The sequence below is a fragment of the Pseudomonas marginalis genome (assembly GCF_024169655.1).
GTDB classification, from domain to species: Bacteria; Pseudomonadota; Gammaproteobacteria; order Pseudomonadales; family Pseudomonadaceae; genus Aquipseudomonas; species Aquipseudomonas paraveronii.
Map to the genome: position 1 here is coordinate 3,969,651 of NZ_JALJWV010000001.1, position 21,381 is coordinate 3,991,031.

General features: G+C 59.3%; 21 protein-coding genes. 7 read left to right on the forward strand and 14 right to left on the reverse strand.

What is annotated here, in order from left to right; genetic code table 11:
* Nucleotides 1–93: 93 nt before the first annotated feature.
* The 3 genes from J2Y83_RS17975 (at nt 94) to J2Y83_RS17985 (ending at nt 3,241) form a co-directional block, all read left to right on the forward strand.
* A complete protein-coding gene (locus tag J2Y83_RS17975; RefSeq protein WP_169881646.1) occupies nt 94–945 on the forward strand; it encodes a fumarylacetoacetate hydrolase family protein in 852 nt (283 codons plus the stop codon).
* 42 nt (nt 946–987) lie between these two features.
* Nucleotides 988–1,623, forward strand: a complete 636-nt coding sequence (locus J2Y83_RS17980) for an NADPH-dependent F420 reductase (RefSeq protein ID WP_253397226.1) — start codon at nt 988–990, stop codon at nt 1,621–1,623.
* A 355-nt stretch (nt 1,624–1,978) separates the two neighbouring features.
* Nucleotides 1,979–3,241, forward strand: a complete 1,263-nt coding sequence (locus J2Y83_RS17985; RefSeq protein WP_341850605.1) for an MFS transporter — start codon at nt 1,979–1,981, stop codon at nt 3,239–3,241.
* Between the two features lie 65 nt (nt 3,242–3,306).
* On the opposite strand, the gene J2Y83_RS17990 is transcribed toward J2Y83_RS17985, so the two are convergent.
* From J2Y83_RS17990 to J2Y83_RS18035, 10 genes are all read right to left on the reverse strand, one after another.
* A complete protein-coding gene (locus J2Y83_RS17990; RefSeq protein ID WP_169881649.1) occupies nt 3,307–4,083 on the reverse strand; it encodes a helix-turn-helix domain-containing protein in 777 nt (258 codons plus the stop codon).
* A 140-nt stretch (nt 4,084–4,223) separates the two neighbouring features.
* Complete coding sequence (locus tag J2Y83_RS17995; protein ID WP_253397229.1) at nt 4,224–4,565, reverse strand: Rieske (2Fe-2S) protein; 342 nt, start codon at nt 4,563–4,565, stop codon at nt 4,224–4,226.
* Nucleotides 4,566–4,567: 2 nt separating this feature from the next.
* Entirely contained in the window at nt 4,568–4,879 is a 312-nt protein-coding gene (locus tag J2Y83_RS18000) for a YciI family protein (RefSeq protein ID WP_253397231.1), read from the reverse strand.
* Between the two features lie 3 nt (nt 4,880–4,882).
* Nucleotides 4,883–5,755 (reverse strand): dioxygenase, encoded by an 873-nt coding sequence (locus J2Y83_RS18005; RefSeq protein WP_253397233.1) that lies wholly within the window; start codon nt 5,753–5,755, stop codon nt 4,883–4,885.
* Between the two features lie 36 nt (nt 5,756–5,791).
* On the reverse strand, nt 5,792–6,859 hold the full coding sequence (locus tag J2Y83_RS18010; protein ID WP_253397236.1) for a maleylacetate reductase: 1,068 nt from the start codon (nt 6,857–6,859) through the stop codon (nt 5,792–5,794).
* Between the two features lie 8 nt (nt 6,860–6,867).
* The gene (locus tag J2Y83_RS18015) at nt 6,868–8,331 is read right to left on the reverse strand and encodes an aldehyde dehydrogenase family protein (RefSeq protein ID WP_169881654.1); all 1,464 of its coding nucleotides are present in this window, start codon (nt 8,329–8,331) and stop codon (nt 6,868–6,870) included.
* Nucleotides 8,332–8,420: 89 nt separating this feature from the next.
* Nucleotides 8,421–9,440 (reverse strand): hydroxyquinol 1,2-dioxygenase, encoded by a 1,020-nt coding sequence (locus tag J2Y83_RS18020; protein ID WP_253397238.1) that lies wholly within the window; start codon nt 9,438–9,440, stop codon nt 8,421–8,423.
* A 51-nt stretch (nt 9,441–9,491) separates the two neighbouring features.
* Nucleotides 9,492–9,986, reverse strand: coding sequence for a hydroxyquinol 1,2-dioxygenase (locus J2Y83_RS18025; protein ID WP_253397240.1), 495 nt, complete (start codon nt 9,984–9,986; stop codon nt 9,492–9,494).
* Between the two features lie 128 nt (nt 9,987–10,114).
* Nucleotides 10,115–11,044 carry a LysR family transcriptional regulator gene (locus J2Y83_RS18030; RefSeq protein ID WP_253397242.1) on the reverse strand — a complete coding sequence of 310 codons (930 nt, stop codon included), beginning with the start codon at nt 11,042–11,044 and terminating at the stop codon, nt 10,115–10,117.
* Nucleotides 11,045–11,633: 589 nt separating this feature from the next.
* The gene (locus tag J2Y83_RS18035; protein ID WP_253397245.1) at nt 11,634–12,533 is read right to left on the reverse strand and encodes a LysR family transcriptional regulator; all 900 of its coding nucleotides are present in this window, start codon (nt 12,531–12,533) and stop codon (nt 11,634–11,636) included.
* Between the two features lie 189 nt (nt 12,534–12,722).
* On the opposite strand from J2Y83_RS18035, the gene J2Y83_RS18040 reads away from it, so the two are divergent.
* Nucleotides 12,723–12,965, forward strand: a complete 243-nt coding sequence (locus tag J2Y83_RS18040) for an amidohydrolase family protein (protein WP_253397247.1) — start codon at nt 12,723–12,725, stop codon at nt 12,963–12,965.
* Here J2Y83_RS18040 and J2Y83_RS18045 read toward each other — a convergent pair.
* From J2Y83_RS18045 to J2Y83_RS18060, 4 genes are all read right to left on the reverse strand, one after another.
* Entirely contained in the window at nt 12,943–14,085 is a 1,143-nt protein-coding gene (locus tag J2Y83_RS18045; protein ID WP_253397249.1) for an FAD binding domain-containing protein, read from the reverse strand. The two genes, J2Y83_RS18040 and J2Y83_RS18045, sit on opposite strands and share 23 nt — an antisense overlap.
* A gap of 52 nt (nt 14,086–14,137) precedes the next feature.
* Nucleotides 14,138–15,250: an alkene reductase gene (locus tag J2Y83_RS18050; RefSeq protein ID WP_253397251.1), complete on the reverse strand. Its 1,113-nt coding sequence runs from the start codon at nt 15,248–15,250 to the stop codon at nt 14,138–14,140.
* A gap of 37 nt (nt 15,251–15,287) precedes the next feature.
* The gene (locus J2Y83_RS18055; RefSeq protein ID WP_253397253.1) at nt 15,288–15,959 is read right to left on the reverse strand and encodes a DsbA family oxidoreductase; all 672 of its coding nucleotides are present in this window, start codon (nt 15,957–15,959) and stop codon (nt 15,288–15,290) included.
* 84 nt (nt 15,960–16,043) lie between these two features.
* On the reverse strand, nt 16,044–16,961 hold the full coding sequence (locus tag J2Y83_RS18060) for a LysR family transcriptional regulator (RefSeq protein ID WP_253397255.1): 918 nt from the start codon (nt 16,959–16,961) through the stop codon (nt 16,044–16,046).
* 243 nt (nt 16,962–17,204) lie between these two features.
* Here J2Y83_RS18060 and J2Y83_RS18065 point away from each other — a divergent pair, with 243 nt between their 5' ends.
* Genes J2Y83_RS18065 through J2Y83_RS18075 form a run of 3 tightly spaced genes read left to right on the forward strand, consistent with a single transcriptional unit; the run spans nt 17,205 to nt 21,192 of the window.
* Nucleotides 17,205–18,479, forward strand: a complete 1,275-nt coding sequence (locus J2Y83_RS18065) for a c-type cytochrome (RefSeq protein ID WP_253397258.1) — start codon at nt 17,205–17,207, stop codon at nt 18,477–18,479.
* The gene (locus J2Y83_RS18070) at nt 18,476–18,940 is read left to right on the forward strand and encodes a (2Fe-2S)-binding protein (RefSeq protein ID WP_307513377.1); all 465 of its coding nucleotides are present in this window, start codon (nt 18,476–18,478) and stop codon (nt 18,938–18,940) included. Before J2Y83_RS18065 ends, J2Y83_RS18070 begins: the two co-directional genes overlap by 4 nt.
* Nucleotides 18,937–21,192: a xanthine dehydrogenase family protein molybdopterin-binding subunit gene (locus tag J2Y83_RS18075; protein ID WP_253397260.1), complete on the forward strand. Its 2,256-nt coding sequence runs from the start codon at nt 18,937–18,939 to the stop codon at nt 21,190–21,192. Before J2Y83_RS18070 ends, J2Y83_RS18075 begins: the two co-directional genes overlap by 4 nt.
* Nucleotides 21,193–21,381 lie beyond the last annotated feature (189 nt).

Genomic DNA, 21,381 nt, shown 5'->3' on the forward strand with positions numbered 1-21,381 from the left:
TTCATCGACCCGGGCAAGGCCTGCCTGATGCGCTGCATCACGTGCCTCTGGCCCAAGGGACGATTGCCGACACCCTGATAGAGAGAAGAGACGATGAAGCTCCTGAGTTTTGAAGTTGATGGTTCACCGAAATTCGGTGCCTGGGTCAACGGCGGGGTCGTCGATTTGACGCAACGCCTGGCCGGTAAATTTCCTGATCTGTTGAGCGTGCTGCAAGCGGGCGCGCTCCCCAACGTTGCCGAGGCTCTGGAGGGCGCTGAACCCGACTTCACCCTTGAGCAAATCACGTTTCTGCCGGTAATTCCCTCGCCGCCAAAAATCATCTGCATTGGCGTCAACTATGAAGAACACCGCTCTGAGATCGGCCGTGAGCCTACGCTCAAACCGCCGGTTTTCGGGCGTTTCAGCAACTCGCAAGTGGGCCACCTGGGCGTGATTCCGCTGCCGCCAGAATCGGTGAAGCTCGACTATGAGGGTGAAATCGCGGTCATTATCGGCAAGGCCGGACGCCGTATTTCTTCCGCTCAAGTCTGGGAGCACATCGCCGGTTACGCGCCCTACAACGACGCTTCGGTTCGCGATTGGCAAGGCCATACCCATCAGTGGACGCCCGGGAAAAACTTTTTGCATACCGGCGGGTTCGGGCCTTGGATGAGCACGGCTGACGAATTCGGCAGCGATCCCGAGCTGCATCTGAGCACCCGCTTGAACGGCCTGGAAGTGCAGCGCGCCACCAGTCGGCAAATGATCTTTTCGATTGCTGAACTCGTGACCTATTGCTCCACATTCACCCAACTCGAACCAGGCGATGTGATCGTTACCGGCACCCCCGGCGGCGTAGGCGCACGTCGCAACCCGCAACTGTTCATGAAGGACGGTGACGTGGTCGAAGTGGAAATCGCGGAAATCGGCGTGCTGCGCAATGTGATTGCAAATGAAGCGTAAGCACCGCTCATCCCAACCTAAACCAATGAAGGATTAGACATCATGGCAATCGGAATTCTGGGTGCAGGAAAAATGGCACAAATGCTTGTCCCCAAACTCGTGTCGGGCGGGCATCACGTCCTCATCAGTAACTCAAGGGGCCCCGAGTCCCTGCAGCCGCTGATCCAGCAATTGGGGAGTGGCGTGAGCGCGGCGACGCCGGAGCAGATGCTTGCTGAGGCCGATGTGGTGATTCTGGCCACGCCTTGGGAAAAAACCCCTGCCGCCATCGCCGCAGCGGGCTCCTGGGTTGGAAAGGTGGTGATCGATGCGACCAACAACCGTCGCGGCCCACGCCCTGAAGACCTGATTGATATCGGCGGCAAAGGCTCCAGTGAAGTCGTCGCACAGATGATTCCGGGGGCTCATGTGGTGAAAACCTTCAACTACGAGCCGATTCCGGTGTTTGCCGCAGGCTTGCCCGCAGAAGGCGACAGCGGTGCAATCTTCTTCTCCGGCGATGATTCCCAGGCCAAGGCCTCAGTCGCTCAGTTGATTCGCGATCTGGGGGGCGAGCCGATAGATGCGGGCTCGCTGGTTGAAGGCGGGAAATTGCACGGCATGGGCGGCCCGTTGTCGCTCAAGTTGAAATTGCTTTCGCCCAAGGAAGCGAAGGCACTGCTGAGTACGCTTCGTTAGATTCAACAGCGATAAGCCCGCCTGATCGCGGTGCGCAAACGAGATGAGTGAACCGGTTCGCGAAAGCGGATACTGGCCACGGATTTGCCTGCCGAAAATCTCACCGTCTCCGCCGCGCCATCGCTACCTGGCGGGTGGCAGCCAGTGTCTCTTCACCTCGGCGGTATGCAGCAAGGGCGCACGGCTTGCGTTTGTTCGGCGATATTTCTTGCGTTGCCGTCTCACCCAAGAACTCACTCGGCCCACGCCGAGTGATTGGACAGACCTCAGTTCTGATTGGCAGATCCTCATGACAACAATAAAAACAAACACATATTTGCACTCGCGTTGGGTTGTACTGGGCGCACTCGCGTTCATGATGTGCGTCAGCATGGCGCTGCCCATCTACGGCGGCAGCGTGCTCGGCACCTATATGACTGCAGAGCTCCACTGGGAACGCAGCACCCTGGGACTACTGATCGCTGCCAACATGGCCGCCAATGGCCTGTGTGCGCCACTGGTCGCCGCACTGACAACGAAAATCGGCGTGCGCGGGTGCCTGATCATCGGCTGTATCCTCATGGCGGCAGCCTCGATTGCGCTGGCAACCTGGGTCACCGCGCCGTGGCAAGCGGCGGTGACGTTCGGGGCGATTGGCGTGGCTGCAACATTCGCCAGTATCATCCCGTGTCAAACGGCCGTCACCGCCTGGTTCGGCCACCGGCGCCCGTTTGCGTTGTCATTGCTCTATGCGGCCATGGGCATCGGCGGTTTCATCTTCGTGTGGTTGATGACGTGGGCAATCCAAGGCTCGACAATCGGCTACCGAATGGGCTGCTGGGTGTTCTTCGGTTTTTCGGTTATCGGCCTGGTGGTCACCCTGCTGTTGGTCCGCAACAAGCCCGACGCCGATCAATTCAACGCATGGGAGCTTGCTGACAGCCACCGACTGGCCGCACGACCGTTCGCTCCGCCCCCCGCGCCGCTCAACCTTGATCAGGGGCTGCGCAAAGTACTTTGCTCACCGGCCTTGTGGGCGATCTACTTCAGCATGTTTGCGACAACCTGCGGCTCGGCGTTCGTCATTGCACATGCGCAGGCACATTTGCGCGATATCGGGCACTCACCGGTGCTGGCTGCCGCGACCATTTCGATCATTTCCGCAGCCATGGTCGTCGGCAACTTTGGTATCGGCTCGGTGGCGCAACGTCTTGGCCCACGCCGCGCCTACTTCGGTGCCCTGGTGTTGTTTGGGGTCGGCCTTTTCACATTGATCTACGCGACCGGCTCAGTCGGTCTGTACGGCTACGCGATCCTGTACGGGCTTGGTTTCGGCGCCGCACAGGTCGGTCCCATGGTGCTGCTGAGCGGTTACTGGGGTGTCCAGGTGTTCCCGATGCTGACCGCGCTCGGGCTGCTGATCCAGACCGCCGGCGCCGCCGTCAGCCCTATCGCGGCGGGCGTGTATTTCGACAGCTCCGGTCGCTACCAGCCGGTCATCCTCGTGATTGTGATCATGACGGTGGTCGCGATGGTCTTGCTCCGCGTGATCGGCCCGCCGAAGGCCAGTGGCGTGCAAGGATGGGGCCTGCCCTCCTCCCCTGAGCGCATGGAACACTCCTCCAAGCCAAACGCCTGAAACCCAAAAAAAGGCGGGGAGCATCAAGCTCCCCGCCTTTTTTTTCAAACCGCTCGGTGCGTGACCTACCACTCGATACCCGCGGTTTCGAGGTTATGTTCTATTTCCGCCTTGGCCTCACGCAATACCGGTAGGCAGCGCGCGATGGCAGCATCCGGACTGATCAGCGTAGAAGGCCACACGGTGCTGATGCAGCCGAACACCCGGCCCTGGCACAACACCGCCAGCGCAATGCTGTTGCATCGCTTGTAGGGAACATCATCGGACGTACAGTAGCCCTTCACCTGGACCGAGCGGATCATATGAACGATGCGGTGTGAGTCACGGGCTGCCTGGTCTTCCGGGGCCTGGGACTTGCGCAGATGCGCGAGAATTTCACGGCGCTGCTCGTCACGGGCGAACGCCAGGTAAGCCCAACCCAGCGGGGTGGACAACAGCGGAATCCGCCTGCCGACCGCACTCAATCCAATCGACTGCGGGGTGAAGCGGTCCGTGCTCTCACGCACGACGATGCCATCGTCCTCGAACGTCGACACTGCGCTTGGCCACTTCAGTTGTTGTCGACGCCCAAAAAGCACCGGCGTGGCCACCGAGACGAACACCGATTCACAGGTCATCCCACCGCTCAGACGACGAACCGCGATGGTCAGGTGATAGGTATTTTCATCGGGGTTCACTCGCTCGACAAAACCACCTTGAGAAAGCGTTTCAATGATTCGATAGACAGTTGGCAAGGGTAACTTCAGCGCCTTGGCGATATTTTGCGCCGAGGCGGACCGTACTTTATTGAGATACCCCAGAACGTCCAGGCCACGATCAAGGGTTCGCAGTCGCGTTATCATTCGGCCACTCCAATCAGGTTACACAGATCAACCTACGCTCACCCATCGTGCCTCGCAAGCCCACCCGATGCGTGAGCAAAGGCTCTATCGGGTCGCAGGAAGGAGGCGCAGGATTGCGCGGCAAAACAGGGGGGCTACGGCTAGCGTTCGAGATCCAGCACCAATCGATCTTCGACCCAACGCACCGGCACAGGCTCCAAGCGCGCGCCCTTGCACGGCCCATCGATGCAATGCCCGTCTTCAAAACGGAACATCGCGCTGTGGTGAGCGCACATCAGGATCTTGCCGCGATAGGTGCAGAACGCTTGCGGACGATAATCCAGAGGCACAGAAAAATGCGGGCATCGGTTGACGTACACCCGCACCTGTTCGCCTTGGCGCACCGCCACCAGCCCGCCGGGGTGCAGTTGCTGCTGTTCGGGCAGCCCCAGGGCACCGCCATCGGCAATATCATCCAATCGGCACAACGTAATGACGTTCACGATCAGCCGCGCAATTGTGGGTTGCCAAGGCTCCAGTGCCACGGCCGGATCTGAATCGTGGCAAACAGCCCGGCCCGGACATAGGGGTCTTCCTGGATGAACGCCTCGACCTCCGGCAAACTGCCCGCCTCGATCACCAGCAAGGTGCCATTCATCGCCTCCCCCGCATCATCGAGCGTCGGACCGCCAAGCCAGACAATCACCCGATGCATCTCGGTAGCGCGCAAGTGAGCCTGGTGACTGGGGCGCAAGCGCTGGCGCAAGGCCAGTGAGTCCGGACGGTCCGTTGCGAATACCGCAAAAAAATGCCCCATGATTCACTCGGCCTCCATGACGAACTCGTAACACGCCCGCTTGAACGGCAATTCGAGGCCAAGGCTCTCGGATAAGTCGTCGTGAGTGACGCGGTGTTCATAGATCACTTGCAACGACTGTTTGACGCCAAATACCGCATCGGAGTCCAGGTAAGGATCATCGTGATTGAACAGGTGGGTGACCAGTTTGCGATAGCCTGGTCTTTGGATCATGAAATGCAGGTGTGCGGGCCGCCAGGGATGCCGATTGGCGGTATTGAGCATGCGCCCCACCGGACCGTCGGTGGGGATGGGGTAGCACACCGGGACAATCGTGCGAATCGCAAAATAGCCGTCGGCATCGGTGCGATAGCGACCGCGCAAGTTGCCGAACGGCTGCGTGCTGTCCTGACCCGAATACATGCCGTTTTCAGCGGTCTGCCAGACATCCAGCACAGCGCCCGCCAGTGCGTCGCCGTGGGTATTGACCACACGTCCACGCACCAGGGCAGCCTCACCTGCGGTGAACGCCATGTTTTCGCCATACTCGCGATCCGGCATCCCTTCGATATAGAACGGACCGAACACCGTGGTCTCGGTGGCGTTTGCACTGTGTCGATGATTGATTGCATCGACCAGCATCGACACACCCAAGGTGTCCGACAGCAGAATGAATTCCTGGCGCACCAGGCCATCGCAGGTCTGGCCGGTTTCGGTCAAAAAGCGAATGCCCTCAAACCACTCCTGCTCGGTCAGCTCGACGTCGCTGACAAAGGCGTGCAGATGACGCACCAGGCTTTGCATGATCTGCTTGTAACGCGCATCGGGAGCGCCGTTGAAGCTGTTCACCGTCTGTTCGGAGATCAGTGACTCTATAACGTTGTCTTGATCGGTCATTATTGTTATTCCGACGAGGATAGACACACCGAAGGATCAGGCCGGCGCGAGGCCATGCATGGCGCGGGTCAACAGCGCTTCGATCGGGCCTTGTTCAAAGGGCCGCGGGTTGTAATACGGGCTGGCACAGGCAATTTTCGCCGCCTCGGCCGCCCCATTTTCAGGCAGCCCGATGTCGGCCAGCGCCAACGGAATACCCAGCTTCTGGTTCAGTGCATACAACAAGGCGCCCACCTCGTTCGCTTCGCTGCCACCGAGCGCGCGGGCAGCGCGTTGCAAAGGGCCGGCCGCCGCTTCGCGATTGTAGTGCGCGGCGTGCGGCAGCACGATCGCATGGGCCTGGGCGTGCGGCAGGTTGAACGTTCCGCCCAAGGTGTGGCAAAGCTTGTGGTGCAGGGCCATGCCCACCGATCCGAGGCAAATCCCCGCCAGCCACGCGCCATACTGCGCCTGGCTGCGGGCTTGCGGATCGTTTGGATCATTGACCACACCCGGCAGCGCCAGCGCCAGCGCGCGAATCGACTCCTCGGCCATCAACCCGATGATCGGATTGGCGTCCTCGGCATACAGCGCTTCAATCGCGTGCGCCATGGCATTCATCCCCGAGCAGGCGGAGATCTGCGCTGGCAAGGTCAGCGTCAGTTGCGGGTCGTAGATCACGGTCTTGGGCAAAACCCTCGGATCGCGCCCGGTTTTCTTCAGGCGGTTTTCCGTGAGCCCGTAGATCGGGGTCATTTCCGAACCGGCATAGGTGGTCGGAACCGCCACGATCGGCAGGCCCGAACCCATCGCAATCGCCTTGCCCAGGCCTATCGTCGAACCGCCGCCCACGGCCACACAGCAATCGGCATCAAGCCGAGCCGCTTCGATACGCGCCGCTTGCGCCACCTCCAGCGGCACATGCATCACGGCTTGGGGATAGACGCCCGCCGCACGGTCGCCGAGCAAGGCCGCGACCTGTTCACCCAATGCCTGTTGCTCAGGCGTGGTGAGAATCAGCGCGCGCCTGGCGCCGAGGCGTTCGATCTCATCGGCCAGCGCCGAGAGCTTGCCCCAGCCAAAGACCACGCGGGTAGGCAAACTTTGGTACACAAAAGGATTCATGGCAGGCCTCAACGTTTGAAGTGCGGAGCAATTTTGGCGTCGACATTGACCCATACCGAGCGAGCTTCGGTGTAGTCATGGATCGCCTCGAACCCCATCTCACGGCCATAACCAGACTGCCCAACGCCACCAAACGGGCTGCCGGGGCTGACGCGTTTGTAGCAGTTGACCCAGCACATTCCCGCATGAATGGCGTTGGCCATTTTGTGCGCGCGGGTCAGGTTCTGCGTCCACAGGCCACTGCCCAGCCCGTACTGCGTGCTGTTGGCGATGGCCAGGGCTTCTTCGTCGGTACTGAATCGCACCACGGTGACGAATGGACCAAAGACTTCTTCCTGGCACACACGATCCTCGGGCGAGGCTTCGACAATCGTCGGCTCAACATAAAAGCCACCTGCCAATGCCTGATCGTCCGGCGCCTTGCCCCCAGCGAGAACCCGGCCGCCCTGCTCGATGGCGATATCGATATAGGCCAGCACACGGTCGCGGTGCAGCGCCGAGGTCAACGGCCCCATTTCGGTCTCGGGATCCATCGGGTCGCCAAGGCGTATAGACTTGGCTAACGCGACAAACCGTTCGAGGAAGCGCTCAGCAATGTCTTTATGCAGGATCAAACGCGACCCCGCGATGCAGGCCTGGCCCTGATTGTGAAAGATCGCCCACGCCGCGCCGTTGACGGCCGCTTCAAGATTGGCGTCCTCAAACACGATGTTCGCGCCCTTCCCGCCCAGTTCCAACTGAATGCGCTTGAGGTTGCCGGTCGAGGCTTCAACAATCCGGCGACCGGTCGCCGTCGAGCCGGTGAAGGCGATCTTGCCGACGTCAGGATGCTCGGCCAGCGCCTGCCCCGCGGTATGCCCATAACCCGGCACCACGTTGACCACGCCTTTGGGGATGCCAACTTCGGTCATCAACTCGACAATGCGCAAGGTCGACAGCGGCGTGATTTCCGACGGTTTGATCACGATGGTGTTACCTGCGGCCAGCGCCGGGCCCATTTTCCAACTGGTGAACATCAGCGGAAAATTCCACGGCACGATTTGCCCGACCACACCGATCGGCTTGCGCTGCACGTAATTGAGAAACCCGGCTTCGACCGGAATCACCGACCCTTCGATCTTGTCCGCCATGCCGCCGAAATACCGGAAACAAGCGGCCGTGCGTGGAACGTCGAGGCCGCGGGAGTCACGAATCGGGTGGCCGGTATTGAGGGATTCAAGCTGCGCCAGTTCTTCGCTGCAGGCTTCGATTCTGTCTGCCAACTTCAGCAACAAGCGCCCGCGTTCGGCGGCGCCAAGGCCGGACCAGGCAGGAAAAGCGCGTTTGGCGGCGGCGACAGCAAGGTCGATGTCAGCCGCTTCGGCGGCGGCAACTCGAGTGATCAACGAACCGTCATGGGGTGAAATGACGTCAATCGTGCCGCCCGCGACCGCATCAACAAATCGTCCATCTATATACAGCTGATTTTGCATAATATTTTCCTCGCACCGCGCCAATGGCGCAGTGTCTGACGATTTGATCCGGATACATCGCCCGGCGAGCGCCGGGCCGAAGAAGGGGCTTAGAACGCGATCGGATAAGGCGTGAGTTCGCCGCTTTCATAACGTTGCGGCAGGTTCGGCGTGGCGTTTTCCCACACCAGCAGCATCGAGCGCTTGGTCGAATAGCCTTGGTGGCGAATGTCCGCCGGCATGGCGCAGATGTCGCCAGCACGCATGGTGATGCGCGCGCGTGGACTGCCGTCATCCTTGTCGCCAACATCCCAGAGGATTTCATCGGACAGTTGCAGGAACCACTCGACCCGGTCATTGCCGTGGAACACCGGCAGAATGAATTCTTCGGTGGTCGGGCAGAACAGGCTGGCCTTGCACACCGAGGTGACCGACGGGTTCCACGTCACGTCAGAGCGCGACAAGTATTTGAACAGGCTGAAGGCATGCAGCTCACCTTCAAAGCCTTCGGCGGCGTGTACTTCCGGTTCGCCTTGAGAAACATCGGTGAACTGGCGATTGACCGGCAGATCGTCACGCAACGGCGAATCATCCGCCAGGCCAGGCATGCGTTTGGTGGCAATGCGGAAGCGCTCAATGGCTTCGATGTTACTGCCGTTTTTGCGGCCGAACGCCGTGCCGGTCTCTTCCGGCGCCGCGAACGGGTCGAAGGTGGCGTTGGTCCAGTCGCGCAAGATGGCTTTAAACGTGGCCATGATCAGCGGTGTTTCAAAGTTTTCGGTGTAGTTGACGCCTGCGGCTTTCAACGTGCCGTTGAAGGTGCCGGCATACAGGTCGACCTTGCCGTAGTAATTGCGCGTGCCGATCACGTGGTCGAAGTTGACCCAGCCGTAGAAAAAGCCCCAGGCCACATCGCGCATCATCGCACGCAGAAAGGCATCGATAGGAATCAGGTGCGAACGCGTCTGACCTTTGGCGGGCCAGGTGATACGGGCAAAATACTCGTCGCGCGACAGCTCGAAAGCGCCGAGCTTGAAAGCACAGTAGCCGGTGACGGCATGGGGCAGGCTGACCTGGACTTCATCCTCGGCAAAAATGGCGTTATCGACAGCGTTTTCAAGCATGGCCATGACAGGATTCCTCAAGTTTTTCTGATTATTCTGAGTGGAAAACGGCGGTGATCACTTGAAGCAGATGTCTGCCCACTTCTCGACCGACAGCGGGCCTTTAATGGTCTGCTGCAATAACACGCCAGGACGGCTGGATTCGAAGCGATAGGCGGTGCCGTGCGGCAACAGGCATTGATGGCCGCGCTTGAGCAGCACGTAGCCCATCGGCTTGCCTGCGGGGATTTCGCCCGCCAACCGTGTGCCCTCGCCGTCGCTCAAAGGCGTATCGAGCTTGAGGAAATCCACGCGTACTTCGCCGTCCATGACGATAGCGAACTCATCGTGCGCCGCCGTGTACCAAGGCGACTGACCTTCCGCGCGCAGGGTTTCAATGACGTAGCCCAGGTTGAGGCCGACGACGACTTTTTCGTAGGGAAGGGATTTTTCCGCGACCTCGAAGACATTTGAAAAGGCGTAATGGCTGGCCTGGCCGCTGATGATTTCAACCGACCCTTTGCTGTAGTTGTCCAGCGAGCCGAAGACCGTTTCGATTGCAGCGCTGCTCATGGTTTTTCACCGTTTTGTTGTTGTAGTAACAGTGGCCCCACAGTACGTCGTGCTTTCTTCAGGAACAATGAGAGTGCTGGCGACAACAGTGTTTGCAAAACGCAAACAATACGCTGGCAACGCCCTGATCAGCGGATCCAGCCGCGCTCCAGCAAGGGCTTATCCCAACACGGCTCATCGCCAAAACTTTCCACAAGAAAATCAATCAGGGTGCGTACTTTCAAGGCCCGCCGCTGGGTTGCGGGGTACACCGCAGAAAAGCTGAAGGAGGACAGCGCATACTCAGGCAGGACAGGAATCAGCCGGCCGCTGAGCAGATCATCACTGGCGACCAGGGTCGGCAGGCAGACAATGCAGACCCCGGTCGACGCGTAGTCGCGCAGTAGATGCACCGAGTTTGATCGTACATGCCCTGGCAGGCTCAGCTCGACCTGCTCGTCTGCCCCAGTGAAGACCCAACGGTTACGCGAGGGATAGCCTTCGTACAACGCAATCTTGTGTTGCAACAGTTCCTGCGGGTGCGTGGGCATGCCGAACTCGGCGGCATAATCGGGGGACATGCAGAACAACCGACGCACACTGAACAACCGGCGCTCGATCAGGGTCTCGGCCAGTGGCGGGAACATCTGGAACGCCACATCAAAGCCTTCTTCGATAGGGTCCACCACCCGATCATTGACGATAACGTCGACCTCAATGTCCGGATAAAGCCGTGTGAATTCAGCCAGCATCCTGCCGAAGTGGCCGATGGCAAAACCCGGCAGCATCTGCACGCGCAATTTACCGGTGGGTTTGGCGCGCAGCTCGCGCATATGCTCAGTCAGCGAGTTGAAACTCGCGACCATGTCTGCGCACTCCTTGTAGTACGTCTCCCCCACCTCGGATAGCCGCACATGACGAGTGCTACGGTGGAACAGCGGCGCGTTGATGAACTGTTCCAGTTGTTGAATGCGGTGAGTGATTACCGAGCGGGTGACGCCCAATTGCTGAGCCGCCTTGGCGAAGTTTCCAGTCTCGGCAACGCGGACAAAGGCTTCGACACTGAGTAAACGATCCATGGGGGCAGGCTCTCTGGAGTTTATGTTCTTATAGGAGCAGCAGGTTAGCCTGTCGGCAGTTGGCTCTCCACAACCGTGATTACAAAGCAGGATTTAACAACCCAAGCGATAAAGGAAATCGACAGTGAGTATCAAACCTGGCCCTAAAAGAACAAACAAGGATGGCAGCCCGGACAAGAGGCAGAGAGTCACGCCCGAAAAGCAGAAGGATCATCCAGGCCTGAAACCCCATAAGCATAAAAGGGGGGAAATAGAATCGAAAAGCAGCTCCCGAGAGCTGCTTTTTTATTTGCGTAGGAATATGCCTGTCATACCGGACTCAATTACAGCGTATTCATGGGGCATTCCTCATACTTTCGCCAGGCGATAGCGAGTCGTAGCCGGCCGAATCGGGGCGAGTTCTAAACGATTTTTTTGTCAGTGGCCTCGGGATACTGCTTTGACGACCTGGGTAAGTTGATGGGTGCCACTGTACGAACACGAGCACGCGGGGAGAATCGCTGCCCTGTGCAAGGCTTCATAGCGCATTCGGCAGCGCTGGTAGTGGCCGGCACGCACAACACGGTCTTACCTGATGCACAGGACGTGTTTAGGGCGCGAGTATTTCATGCAGAAACTCTATGAATACACTGATGCGGCTGGAACCACGGTGGTTGGGCAGATACAGCGCATTGATGCAGGTGCTTGCACTGCCTGGGTTGACTTCATATTGCTCCAACACCCGCGTCAGCCGACCTGCGCTGACATCCTCACGTACCAGCCAATCGGCCAATAGCGTCACCCCGCCACCGGCCAAGGCAGCCTCGCGCAGAATGTCGGCATTGTTGCTTTGCAGCCGTCCCTGCACATTCAAGCGGATGACGTCCTCATCGCCCTGGAATGTCCAGTTGTGGTGGCCCATGTGGTAATCGAAACGCAAACACTGGTGCTCCAGCAAGTCGCGAGGGTGTAGGGGCAGTCCGGTTCGTGTCAGGTATTCGGGACTCGCCACAACCCAACGCTGGAAATCGCCCAGCCGCTTGCTGACGATGTCATCACTGACAACCGATGAACCGAGACGTACTGACACATCGATTTGTTCGCTGAGCAGGTCACTGACCTCGTCACTCAGCGAGAGACTGATTTCCAGACCGGGATGGCGTTCAAGCAACCGCCCCAAGTGCGGGGCGATGATTCGCCGGCCGAATTCCACCGGGACACTGACCCGCAAACGCCCCTGCGCTTCGCTGCCACGGTCGGCAACGACGGCATCCGCTTCATCGATGGCCTCAAGGATCGCCACGGCTTTATCGAAATAGTGCTGCCCCGCCACCGTGACGCTCGTATTGCGCGTGGTGCGGTTGAGCAGGCTGGCGCCCAACTCACTTTCCAGCCCTGCGACCTGCCGCGTCACAGACGACGTGGAGATGCCGAGCTTACGCGCCGCAGATGAGTAACCCCCACAGCGCACCGTTTCGACAAACATTTTCAGCGCCAGCAACTTGTCCATGAACGGATTCCGAGATCGAAAGGTAAAGGTAGCGACTGTGCATGACCAGGCAATGGGAATCTTGCATGGCTGTGCTCAATGGCCTGATTGATTAAAGAGGCTTGCGATCTTCCAATTGATCGAATGATAATCAAAATTCACCAAATGATCGATTGATTAATTAATAGAGCGGCATCTCGGAGCAGGTACATGCCACGACGGGCACGTGTCTGGAACGATGCTGCGTCGACGGTCCATCGCCAACACCCACAACGTTTTGTGGTGCTGGCCACGTTGCCGATGCTAGAGGCTGACGACGCCATTGCCGAGTTGGAACGCGCTGCCGAATTGCCTGGCGTTCGTGGGGTGTACATGGGCACCAACATCAACGGCCAGGCGCTCGCCAATAAGTCCGATGTGAACAGCTACATCAGGCTTGGGCGATACCCATAATCCGATTGCCCATACTCACCCCCCAATCGGCCATGCGCTTGCCTTCTGCAAGTTGTTGTTGCTGCCAGGCTAGCAGGGCTTTATCAATGTCGCCGACGTCGTCGATTGCTTGAGCCAGAGACAGTGCATTGCGGGCTGCCTTGGCCGTGCTTCCGGCGGTATGAGGACGCGGCACAAAAGCAGCGTCGCCAGTCAACAGCACACGGCCAAACACCATTTGCGGGACGTCGAGATCAAGGATCGCCTGCACAAAAATATCCTTGGTCTGGCGAATCAGTTCCCGAAAAGCCGGATTCGCCTGCCGCTCACCCATTTCCCGTATATATGCATCCTGCCCGGTGGCCAAAGCCCCGGGTGGAATGGAGTGAGTACGCCGATGGCCATTGCTGTCAGTGAGCACAGCGTCCAGTTCCGACCCTTGTGCAGCTTTCAAATACCACAGCCAATTGAACCGACGCTCGCCAGGATTAACGGAGCCACTCACGCTCGGCACCATGTATTCCAGCATCAGCGATTCAGGGTCTTGTTGAAAAACAAAGTCCTCGTAAAGCTGCATTTTGGCGAAGTCTGGAAGTTGCTCTTCATCGACCAGCCCGCGCCACACCACATACCCCGAATAGCTAGGTACTGTTCCAGGCAACACCACGCTTCGCACGGTTGAACCCGCGCCATCAGCGCCAATCAGCAGGTCTGCCTCGGCAGTGCTGCCGTCGGCAAAAATCGCAGTCACTCGGTGTTCATTCTGAGTCAGATCCACCAGCGTCTTGCCACGGTGATAATGCTCAGCAGCAAATGCAGAAAATAGTGAGCTGTACAGTGTGTTCCAGGACGTCTGAGTTTGCGGCATCGGCTCTTTATGCACGACGCTGCCAGCTCGATCCAGATAGAGACGATCATGGGACCGGACGCCGAGCGCTCCTGCCGGATGAATGTCCACATAACGAAAATGGTGCAGGACATCCGCTTGCAGAACGATGCCCCCGCCACGACTATCCATCGCCGCAGGGGATCGCTCGTAAATATCGACCTGCCAACCAATCGCGCGTAACGCCGTGGCAGCGAACAGCCCTCCCAGGGATCCTCCAATGACCAAGGCCTTCGGAACGCCTGAACTCTTCATTACCTTTCTCCTCATTGCAGGGTGATTCCCCCAGCTCCGGTTTACCGTTGCGTTATGCCAACACCGGATAGTCGATGTACCCCTTGGCGTCGCCGCCAAAAAAGCTGTTGCCGTCAGCCACGTTGAGTTCGTTGCGATCGCGCAAGCGAGCCGGTAAGTCGGGGTTGGCAATGAACGGGCGACCAAACGCAATGAGGTCCGCACGGCCCTGCGCAATGGCCTGTTCGGCCGTTTCGCCGGAGTAGCCACCCGCCAACATCAGAACGCCGTGGAAGTCCGCACGCAGTTGCTTGATGATCGCGTCCCAGCGTGGATCGTTACTTTCATCGAGCACTGTGCCGACCATCATCGGTTCTACCAGGTGCAGGTAAGCGAGATTCCAGTGATTGAGCCGGGATGCGATGTAGCCAAAGGTTTGTTCCGGGGTGTCATCGCCCATTCCCATGAAACGTCCCATCGGTGTCAGGCGGACAGCAACGCGTTCGGCACCTACTTCCGCGGTCACGGCTTCCACGACTTCAAGCAGCAACCGCGCACGGTTTTCGATACTTCCCCCGTAGCGATCACTTCGCTGATTGCTGGCGCTGTTGATGAATTGGTCGAGCAGGTAGCCATTGCCCGCGTGAATTTCCACACCGTCCATACCGGCCAGAATCGAGTTGCGAGCGGCCTTGCGGAAGTCGGCAACGATCGCTTCGATCCCCGGAATGTCCAGCGCCTGAGGAACAGGTACATCACCCCAGACACCCTCGCCTTGTTCATTAAGGATGAAGGTTTTGCCGGGTACAGGCTGCGCGGTCGGCGCCACCGGCAAGCCGCCGTTGGGCTGGAATACCGGGTGCGACACTCGCCCCACATGCCAGAGCTGCAGGAAAATGCGCCCGCCTTCAGCGTGCACGGCCTCGCTGACAGCTCGCCACCCCTGAATCTGCTCGTCGCTATGGATGCCGGGCGTCCAGGCGTAACCCTGGCCTTGCTGCGAAATCTGCGTAGCCTCGGTAATGATCAATGCGGCACTGGCACGTTGACGGTAGTACTCAACGTTCATCGGTGTCGGTACGTTGCCCGGTTGCCCCGCTCGCGAGCGAGTCAGAGGCGCCATGACGACGCGGTGATCGAGGGTGAATTGGCCGAGTTTGATAGGGCTGAACAAGTGATGAGTCATGATGATGTCCTGAATGGATTGGGATTGAAAAACCGCCTCAGGCGGCTTGGCTTCGCTTCAGTATCTGGATCATTATTTCGATGGGCTGCGCGCCACTGATCACGTCATCTGCGATCTGAATACTCGGCACCGAGCGCACACCGGACGCCTTGGTTAGGGCTTCGAGCTTCAAGACTTCAGCCGTGCCCTCATCGGCCTTGAGAAAGTCGACAATGACCTCTCGGTCCAGCCCGGTTTCGGCAGCAATGTCGGCCAGCACAATGAGGTCGCCGATATCCCGCCCTTCGCCGAAGTACGCCTTGAAAATGGCCTTGACCAGCAAAGAAGCGTCTCGACCCGCCTGTTGCTCGCGCCATACCAACCGATGCGCGGCCAGGGTGTTGGGCGTTTTTTCGACTCGCTCATAATCGAACTCAAGACCGACGGCCTTACCGGCGTGGGTGACCTGTGCGTCCATGGCCTGGCTACGCGCCCAGCTGCCGAACTTGCCAGAGCGATAGGCTTTGCGATCCACGCCTCGAACAGGCATGTCCGGGTTCAACTGATAAGGCAGAAAACTGATGGGGCGGTCCGTTGAAAAACCTGAAGCGGCCAGCGCGCGTTCAAGATTTTCCTCACCGATCCAGCACCATGGGCAGATGAAATCGTAAGTCACCTGAATTTTGGATGAGTGCAAACTCATGACGGTCTCCGTGGTTGAATGTTTCACCTCCCCACGGTAGGTGCCGGAGCGCCGTCAGAGAATCCATCTGCTGCACAACGTTGCTTTTCGCAAAACGCAACGATGAGCCGATCACGCCTTCGGTTGGCTTTGCGACTGGAGTAATTCGGTGAGGAACTCAATGAGCGCGTTGATACGTTTCGAGCCGCGGTGATTGGGCAGGTACAGGGCTGAGATCGCCGAACTGGCGCTGTTCGGATTGACGACAAAAGCGTCGAACAAGGACGTGAGTCGACCACCGTCGATGTCATCATTGACCAACCAATCGGGTAACAGCGCCACCCCGCACCCGGCCAGTACCACTTCGCGCAGGACCTCGGCATTGTTGCTCTTGAATTGCCCTTCGACGGGCACGCGCATCTCTTGGCCCTGCTCTGTAAATGTCCAGAACTGCTGCGGCGCGCCATAGTTGAAACACATGCACTCGTGCTGCATGAGGTCCATGGGGCGGTCGGGAAATCCTCGAGCGTTCAGGTACTCGGCGCTGGCGACTACTCGGCGTCGAAAGCTGCCGATGCAGCGGCTGACCACCGTTTCCATCGCCGCTGGCGACCCCATCCGGATCGATAGATCGATGCGTTCGCCGAGCAAATCGACGATGTCGTCCGATAGCGTCATATCCAGTGCGAGCAATGGATAGCGCGCTAAAAGCGCACCGATGTGGGGGGCAATGAGACGGTGACCCAACGCCACGGGCGCTGAGATACGCAACTGGCCCGCGGGCACGTCACCGCGGTCCGAGACTGACTCGTCGGCGTCAGCCATGGCGCTCAGAATATCCCGGCTTTTCAGGTAGTACACACCACCGGCATCGGTCAACGTGACTTGCCGGGTAGAGCGATTCAGCAGCACGACACCCAGGTCATCCTCAAGCCTGTCGATCATTCTGGTCACTGAAGAGGTGGCCAGATTGAGGTGCCTGGCGGCAGACGAAAAGCCCTTGGAATCTACCGACTGTATGAACATTTTCAGTGCGAGCAGCTTGTCCATAAATCCCCTCGGTGACATCGATACGATCCTTGAGGGCCTATCTTTGGGCATGGGCGCACGCTGCGCGAGTTAACGGTTGTTAATTCTGCCGCCATTGCGCCTGGCGCAATGTAGCGTTGCGCATTGATGGGGTACTCCATCACAAGCGCTCTCTCTAAGCTCACTCCATGGAAAATCGCCGTACGCCAATCGCTCGCGGCGGATTGAAAAATCTGTCGTTAATTCAGCTTGAGAGGTAAGGCGATGAAGCGCAAGACGATCATCGGTGCCGTTCTGGCAATCAGCGTCGTGGGGTTAGGGTTTGCGTTCTGGATGATGTGGAGGCCGGAAATTGCCACTGTCAGCCAATCCCTGAATGCCGATCGCGAGACGCTGGACAGAGGCCGCCGCGTCGTCGAAACGGGCGACTGTGCGGTCTGCCACACGCGGCCAGGGGGCGCCTACATGGCCGGCGGTTTGCCGCTGGTAACGCCCTTCGGAACCCTCTTCACCACCAACATCACCCCGGACCCGGAATCCGGTATCGGAAAGTGGTCGCTGGACGCCTTTGAACGGGCCATGCGCGAAGGCATCGCGCGTGACGGCCATTTTCTCTATCCGGCGTTCCCCTACGTGCATTACCGGAAGATGAGCGATGCCGATATTGCCGACGCCTATGCCTTCTTGATGAGCGTGGACCCGATCAAATACACCGCACCGGAAAATCATATGGTCTTCCCCATGAACTTCCGTCCGCTGGTGTCCTTCTGGAACTTGCTGTTCCTGCATGGGGATCCGCTGGAACCACTTCCCGACCGGTCAGCACAATGGAACCGCGGACGCTATCTGGTCGAGGGAGCGGGGCACTGTTCATCCTGCCATTCGCCCCTGAATCTGATTGGCGGGGAAAAAGGCAGCGAACTGTTCAACGGTGGCGTCGTCGACGGCTGGACAGCCCCTGCCCTGCGCGGAATGACCGAGGCGCAACACCCCTGGAATGAAGCCCAGTTGGTCGCCTATCTGACGGGCGAGGTCGCCGAAGGACACGGCGCAGCGGCGGGCCCGATGTTGCCGGTCAGCCTGAGTATGGCGCAATTGCCGACGGAAGACGCCCATGCCATCGCACAGTACATTCTTGACCTCAAGAAAACCTCATCGGACGCCCCATCGCCGCCCTGCACCTCCGGGGTCAAGCCCAGCGCCAGGGCACTTCTAGGCGCCGCATTGTTCGACGGGGCCTGCGCGAGTTGCCACGGCAGCGCAGCACCGATGCGCGTCATTGAATCGCGGCCGGCACTGACGAACACCTCGGCGGTGATGGCGGACTCGCCACGTAATTTGATCCAGACCCTCCTACAGGGCATCCCGATGTCCGGCGCCGCTTCCAGCCACTACATGCCTGCCTTCGCCCATAGCCTGGACGACACCCATGTGGCTGCACTTGCCGAGTACTTGCGCAATGAAAGCTGTGCAAACCGACCCTGGACGGATCTCGACAAGACAATCAAAAGCATTCGGGCTCAGGAGCAGCAACCGTGATCACACTCGACATCAACGGCAAGACTCACGAACTGGACATCGCGGACGACATGCCCCTGCTGTATGCCTTGCGCAACCAGGTGGGGCTCAATGGCGCCAAATACGGCTGCGGCCTGGGTCAGTGCGGCGCCTGCACTGTGTTAGTGAACGACAAACCGGTGTTTTCCTGCCTGACACCCTGCGGCGCGCTGGCGGGCAAATCGGTGCGTACCGTGGAGAGCCTGGGCAGTGCCGACCAACCGGGGGCGTTGCAGAAAGCCTTTATCGATGAACAGGCCGCCCAGTGTGGTTATTGCATCGCGGGAATGATCGTACGGGCACAGGCGCTGCTGGAGGCCAACCCTCATCCAGACGATGAAACGATCCGCCGCCACATGGCACCCAACTTGTGCCGCTGCGGCACCCATGTGCGGATCTTCGCCGCGATCAAGTCGGTCGTCGCACAGGGAGGCAAGGTATGAAAAGCGCCACGCAAAACGTCAATCTGAGCCGCCGCGCCTTCGTGATAAACGGGGCATTGGTGATGGGGTTCGCGATGCTTCCAGGTATCCCCCGCGCCTTCGCTGACACCGAGGTGGACACCTTGGGTACGACAATCCTGGCGCCTGATCTGCCCGGCAGCCTGCGGGCCACGCCCTATCTGGACGCCTGGATCCGCATTGATGCGAAAGATGGCATCACCGTCTACACCGGCAAAGTGGAGCTGGGCACTGGCGTTAAAACTGCGCTCCTGCAGATCGCCGCCGAACGCCTGGAAGTGCCACCTGGGCTCATCCGTTTTCTCACTGCCGACACCGCACTGACACCCAATGAAGGTTATACCGCCGGGAGCCATACGATCGTCGACAGCGGCACCGCGCTGTTCAACGCCGCGGCTCAGGTGCGTCAGTTGTTACTCGAGTCCGCCGCGCGGCAATGGCAACGCCCCATCGACAGCCTGACCACGCGGGATGCGGTGATCTACGATGCACAACACCGCAGCATGACCTACGCACAAGCCGTGGTAGGCGTTCAACTGCATCGCTTTGCATCGGCCAACTCGCCCTTCAAGCCAGCCAGCAGTTTCACTCTGATCGGTAAATCGTTGCCTCGGCTGGACATCCCGGCCAAAGTCAGCGGCGGTGCGGCCTATGTGCAGGACATGCGCCTGCCCGATATGCTGCATGCCCGTGTGATACGCCCACCCCGGCGCGGCAGTCAGCTTCTGGACATTGACGAGGCCGCCCTCAGGCAACTTCCCGGCGAGGTGAAACTGATCCGCAACGGCAGCTACCTCGCCGTGGTCGCCACCGATGAATGGCTGGCGATCAAAGCGATGCGCGAGGGCTACGCCACGGCCCGCTGGACAGAAGGTAACCCGCTACCTGACTCGACACACATCCATCAACTCCTCACCGAATTGCCGGCGCGGCACTACCCGGTGGGTGCCAAGGGTGACCTCCCGCAACCGCTGCCGCGTGCTTACAAGGCTCGAGTGACCAAGCAATACCTGATGCACGGCTCCATCGGGCCCTCCTGCGCAGTGGCCTGGTTCAAGGATGGAACACTGACCGTCTGGACCCATACCCAAGGTGTCTACCCTCTGCGCATGGGCATCGCCGAGATGGTCGGCCTGCCGGTGGCTCAGGTGCGTTGCATCCACGCTGAAGGTTCCGGTTGCTATGGCCACAACGGCGCCGATGACGCCGCCGCCGACGCCGCGCTGATTGCCATGGCCATTCCCGGCAAGCCGATACGGGTGCAATGGATGCGCGAACAGGAAAATCTCTGGGAGCCCTACAGCTCGGCCATGCTTGCCGAAGTGGAAGCAGGACTGGACGACAGCGGGCGCATTCGCGACTGGAAATACGAACTCTGGAGTACGCCGCACAACGAACGTATCGTCAATGCCGGGCGCCTGTTGCCGGCGTGGCTATTGGCCAATCCCTTCACCCCGGCACCTTCAGTGCCGATCGCTCAGCCCGAAGGTGACGGCGACCGTAATGCCGTTCCGTTGTATGAGATACCCAATCTGAAGGTCGACATGAACTTTGTGCTGACCATGCCATTCAGGACCTCGGCCATGCGTTCGCTGGGTGCCCACATCAACATCTTCGCCATCGAGAGCACCGTCGATGAACTGGCGGCTCGGGCCGCCGTGGACCCGGTGCAATTTCGCCTGAATCACTTGAGCGATCCGCGAGCACGGGCGGTGGTGGAGCGCGTGGTCGCAGAGTTCCGCTGGCCGCAAAAAGCAACGGGACCCGGTAGCGGAATCGGCTTCGCCTTTGCCCGCTACAAAAACATCATGGGTTACTGCGCGATCGCCGTGCAGTTGCATGTGCAGCGCCAGACCGGGCAAGTGATGATCGATCGCGTAGTCGCCGCCGTCGACGTGGGGCAAATTGTCAGCCCCGACGGGCTGCTCAATCAGATCCAGGGCGGCATCGCGCAGTCCGCGAGTTGGACGCTCTATGAACGAATCCTCTACGACACCAGCGGCATACACAGCTTCGACTGGAGCGGCTATCCGATCATGCGTTTTCCGGATTTGCCGCAACAGGTCGAGGTCCACATGATTGATCAGCCGGATCAGCCATTTCTCGGAGCTGCGGAAATCGTCCAAGGCCCCATGGCAGCAGCACTGGGCAATGCCATCAACGATGCCACCGGCAAGCGCTTGCTCGATCTGCCCCTGGCACGACGAGGCTGGCAGGATGTACTGGGGTCATGATTGATCCGGGTGCAGGCGCAACCGGATCCTTCGGATAGTCGAGGCACCCTTTTGAATTTGAGCCATCTAGGCCGGATCAGAATCCGCCAGACCACCGCTCACAAGGGCGACATTTTTCGGCAACGTATCGACAACTGGAACGATGAGTATCTGGAACAACTGATTCAATTGCTGCGTCGATTCAACGGA

Excerpts from the sequence above, each read along its gene's own strand:
- J2Y83_RS18020 (WP_253397238.1), bottom strand. The coding sequence starts at position 9,440 with ATGGCCATGCTTGAAAACGCTGTCGATAACGCCATTTTTGCCGAGGAT.
- J2Y83_RS18075 (WP_253397260.1), top strand. The coding sequence starts at position 18,937 with ATGAAAAGCGCCACGCAAAACGTCAATCTGAGCCGCCGCGCCTTCGTG.
- J2Y83_RS18000 (WP_253397231.1), bottom strand. The coding sequence starts at position 4,879 with ATGGGGCATTTTTTTGCGGTATTCGCAACGGACCGTCCGGACTCACTG.
- J2Y83_RS18025 (WP_253397240.1), bottom strand. The coding sequence starts at position 9,986 with ATGAGCAGCGCTGCAATCGAAACGGTCTTCGGCTCGCTGGACAACTAC.
- J2Y83_RS18005 (WP_253397233.1), bottom strand. The coding sequence starts at position 5,755 with ATGACCGATCAAGACAACGTTATAGAGTCACTGATCTCCGAACAGACG.
- J2Y83_RS18065 (WP_253397258.1), top strand. The coding sequence starts at position 17,205 with ATGAAGCGCAAGACGATCATCGGTGCCGTTCTGGCAATCAGCGTCGTG.
- J2Y83_RS18060 (WP_253397255.1), bottom strand. The coding sequence starts at position 16,961 with ATGGACAAGCTGCTCGCACTGAAAATGTTCATACAGTCGGTAGATTCC.
- J2Y83_RS18040 (WP_253397247.1), top strand. The coding sequence starts at position 12,723 with ATGCCACGACGGGCACGTGTCTGGAACGATGCTGCGTCGACGGTCCAT.
- J2Y83_RS17990 (WP_169881649.1), bottom strand. The coding sequence starts at position 4,083 with ATGATAACGCGACTGCGAACCCTTGATCGTGGCCTGGACGTTCTGGGG.
- J2Y83_RS18015 (WP_169881654.1), bottom strand. The coding sequence starts at position 8,331 with ATGCAAAATCAGCTGTATATAGATGGACGATTTGTTGATGCGGTCGCG.
- J2Y83_RS18035 (WP_253397245.1), bottom strand. The coding sequence starts at position 12,533 with ATGGACAAGTTGCTGGCGCTGAAAATGTTTGTCGAAACGGTGCGCTGT.
- J2Y83_RS18050 (WP_253397251.1), bottom strand. The coding sequence starts at position 15,250 with ATGACTCATCACTTGTTCAGCCCTATCAAACTCGGCCAATTCACCCTC.
- J2Y83_RS17975 (WP_169881646.1), top strand. The coding sequence starts at position 94 with ATGAAGCTCCTGAGTTTTGAAGTTGATGGTTCACCGAAATTCGGTGCC.
- J2Y83_RS17985 (WP_341850605.1), top strand. The coding sequence starts at position 1,979 with ATGATGTGCGTCAGCATGGCGCTGCCCATCTACGGCGGCAGCGTGCTC.
- J2Y83_RS17980 (WP_253397226.1), top strand. The coding sequence starts at position 988 with ATGGCAATCGGAATTCTGGGTGCAGGAAAAATGGCACAAATGCTTGTC.
- J2Y83_RS18045 (WP_253397249.1), bottom strand. The coding sequence starts at position 14,085 with ATGAAGAGTTCAGGCGTTCCGAAGGCCTTGGTCATTGGAGGATCCCTG.
- J2Y83_RS18030 (WP_253397242.1), bottom strand. The coding sequence starts at position 11,044 with ATGGATCGTTTACTCAGTGTCGAAGCCTTTGTCCGCGTTGCCGAGACT.
- J2Y83_RS18010 (WP_253397236.1), bottom strand. The coding sequence starts at position 6,859 with ATGAATCCTTTTGTGTACCAAAGTTTGCCTACCCGCGTGGTCTTTGGC.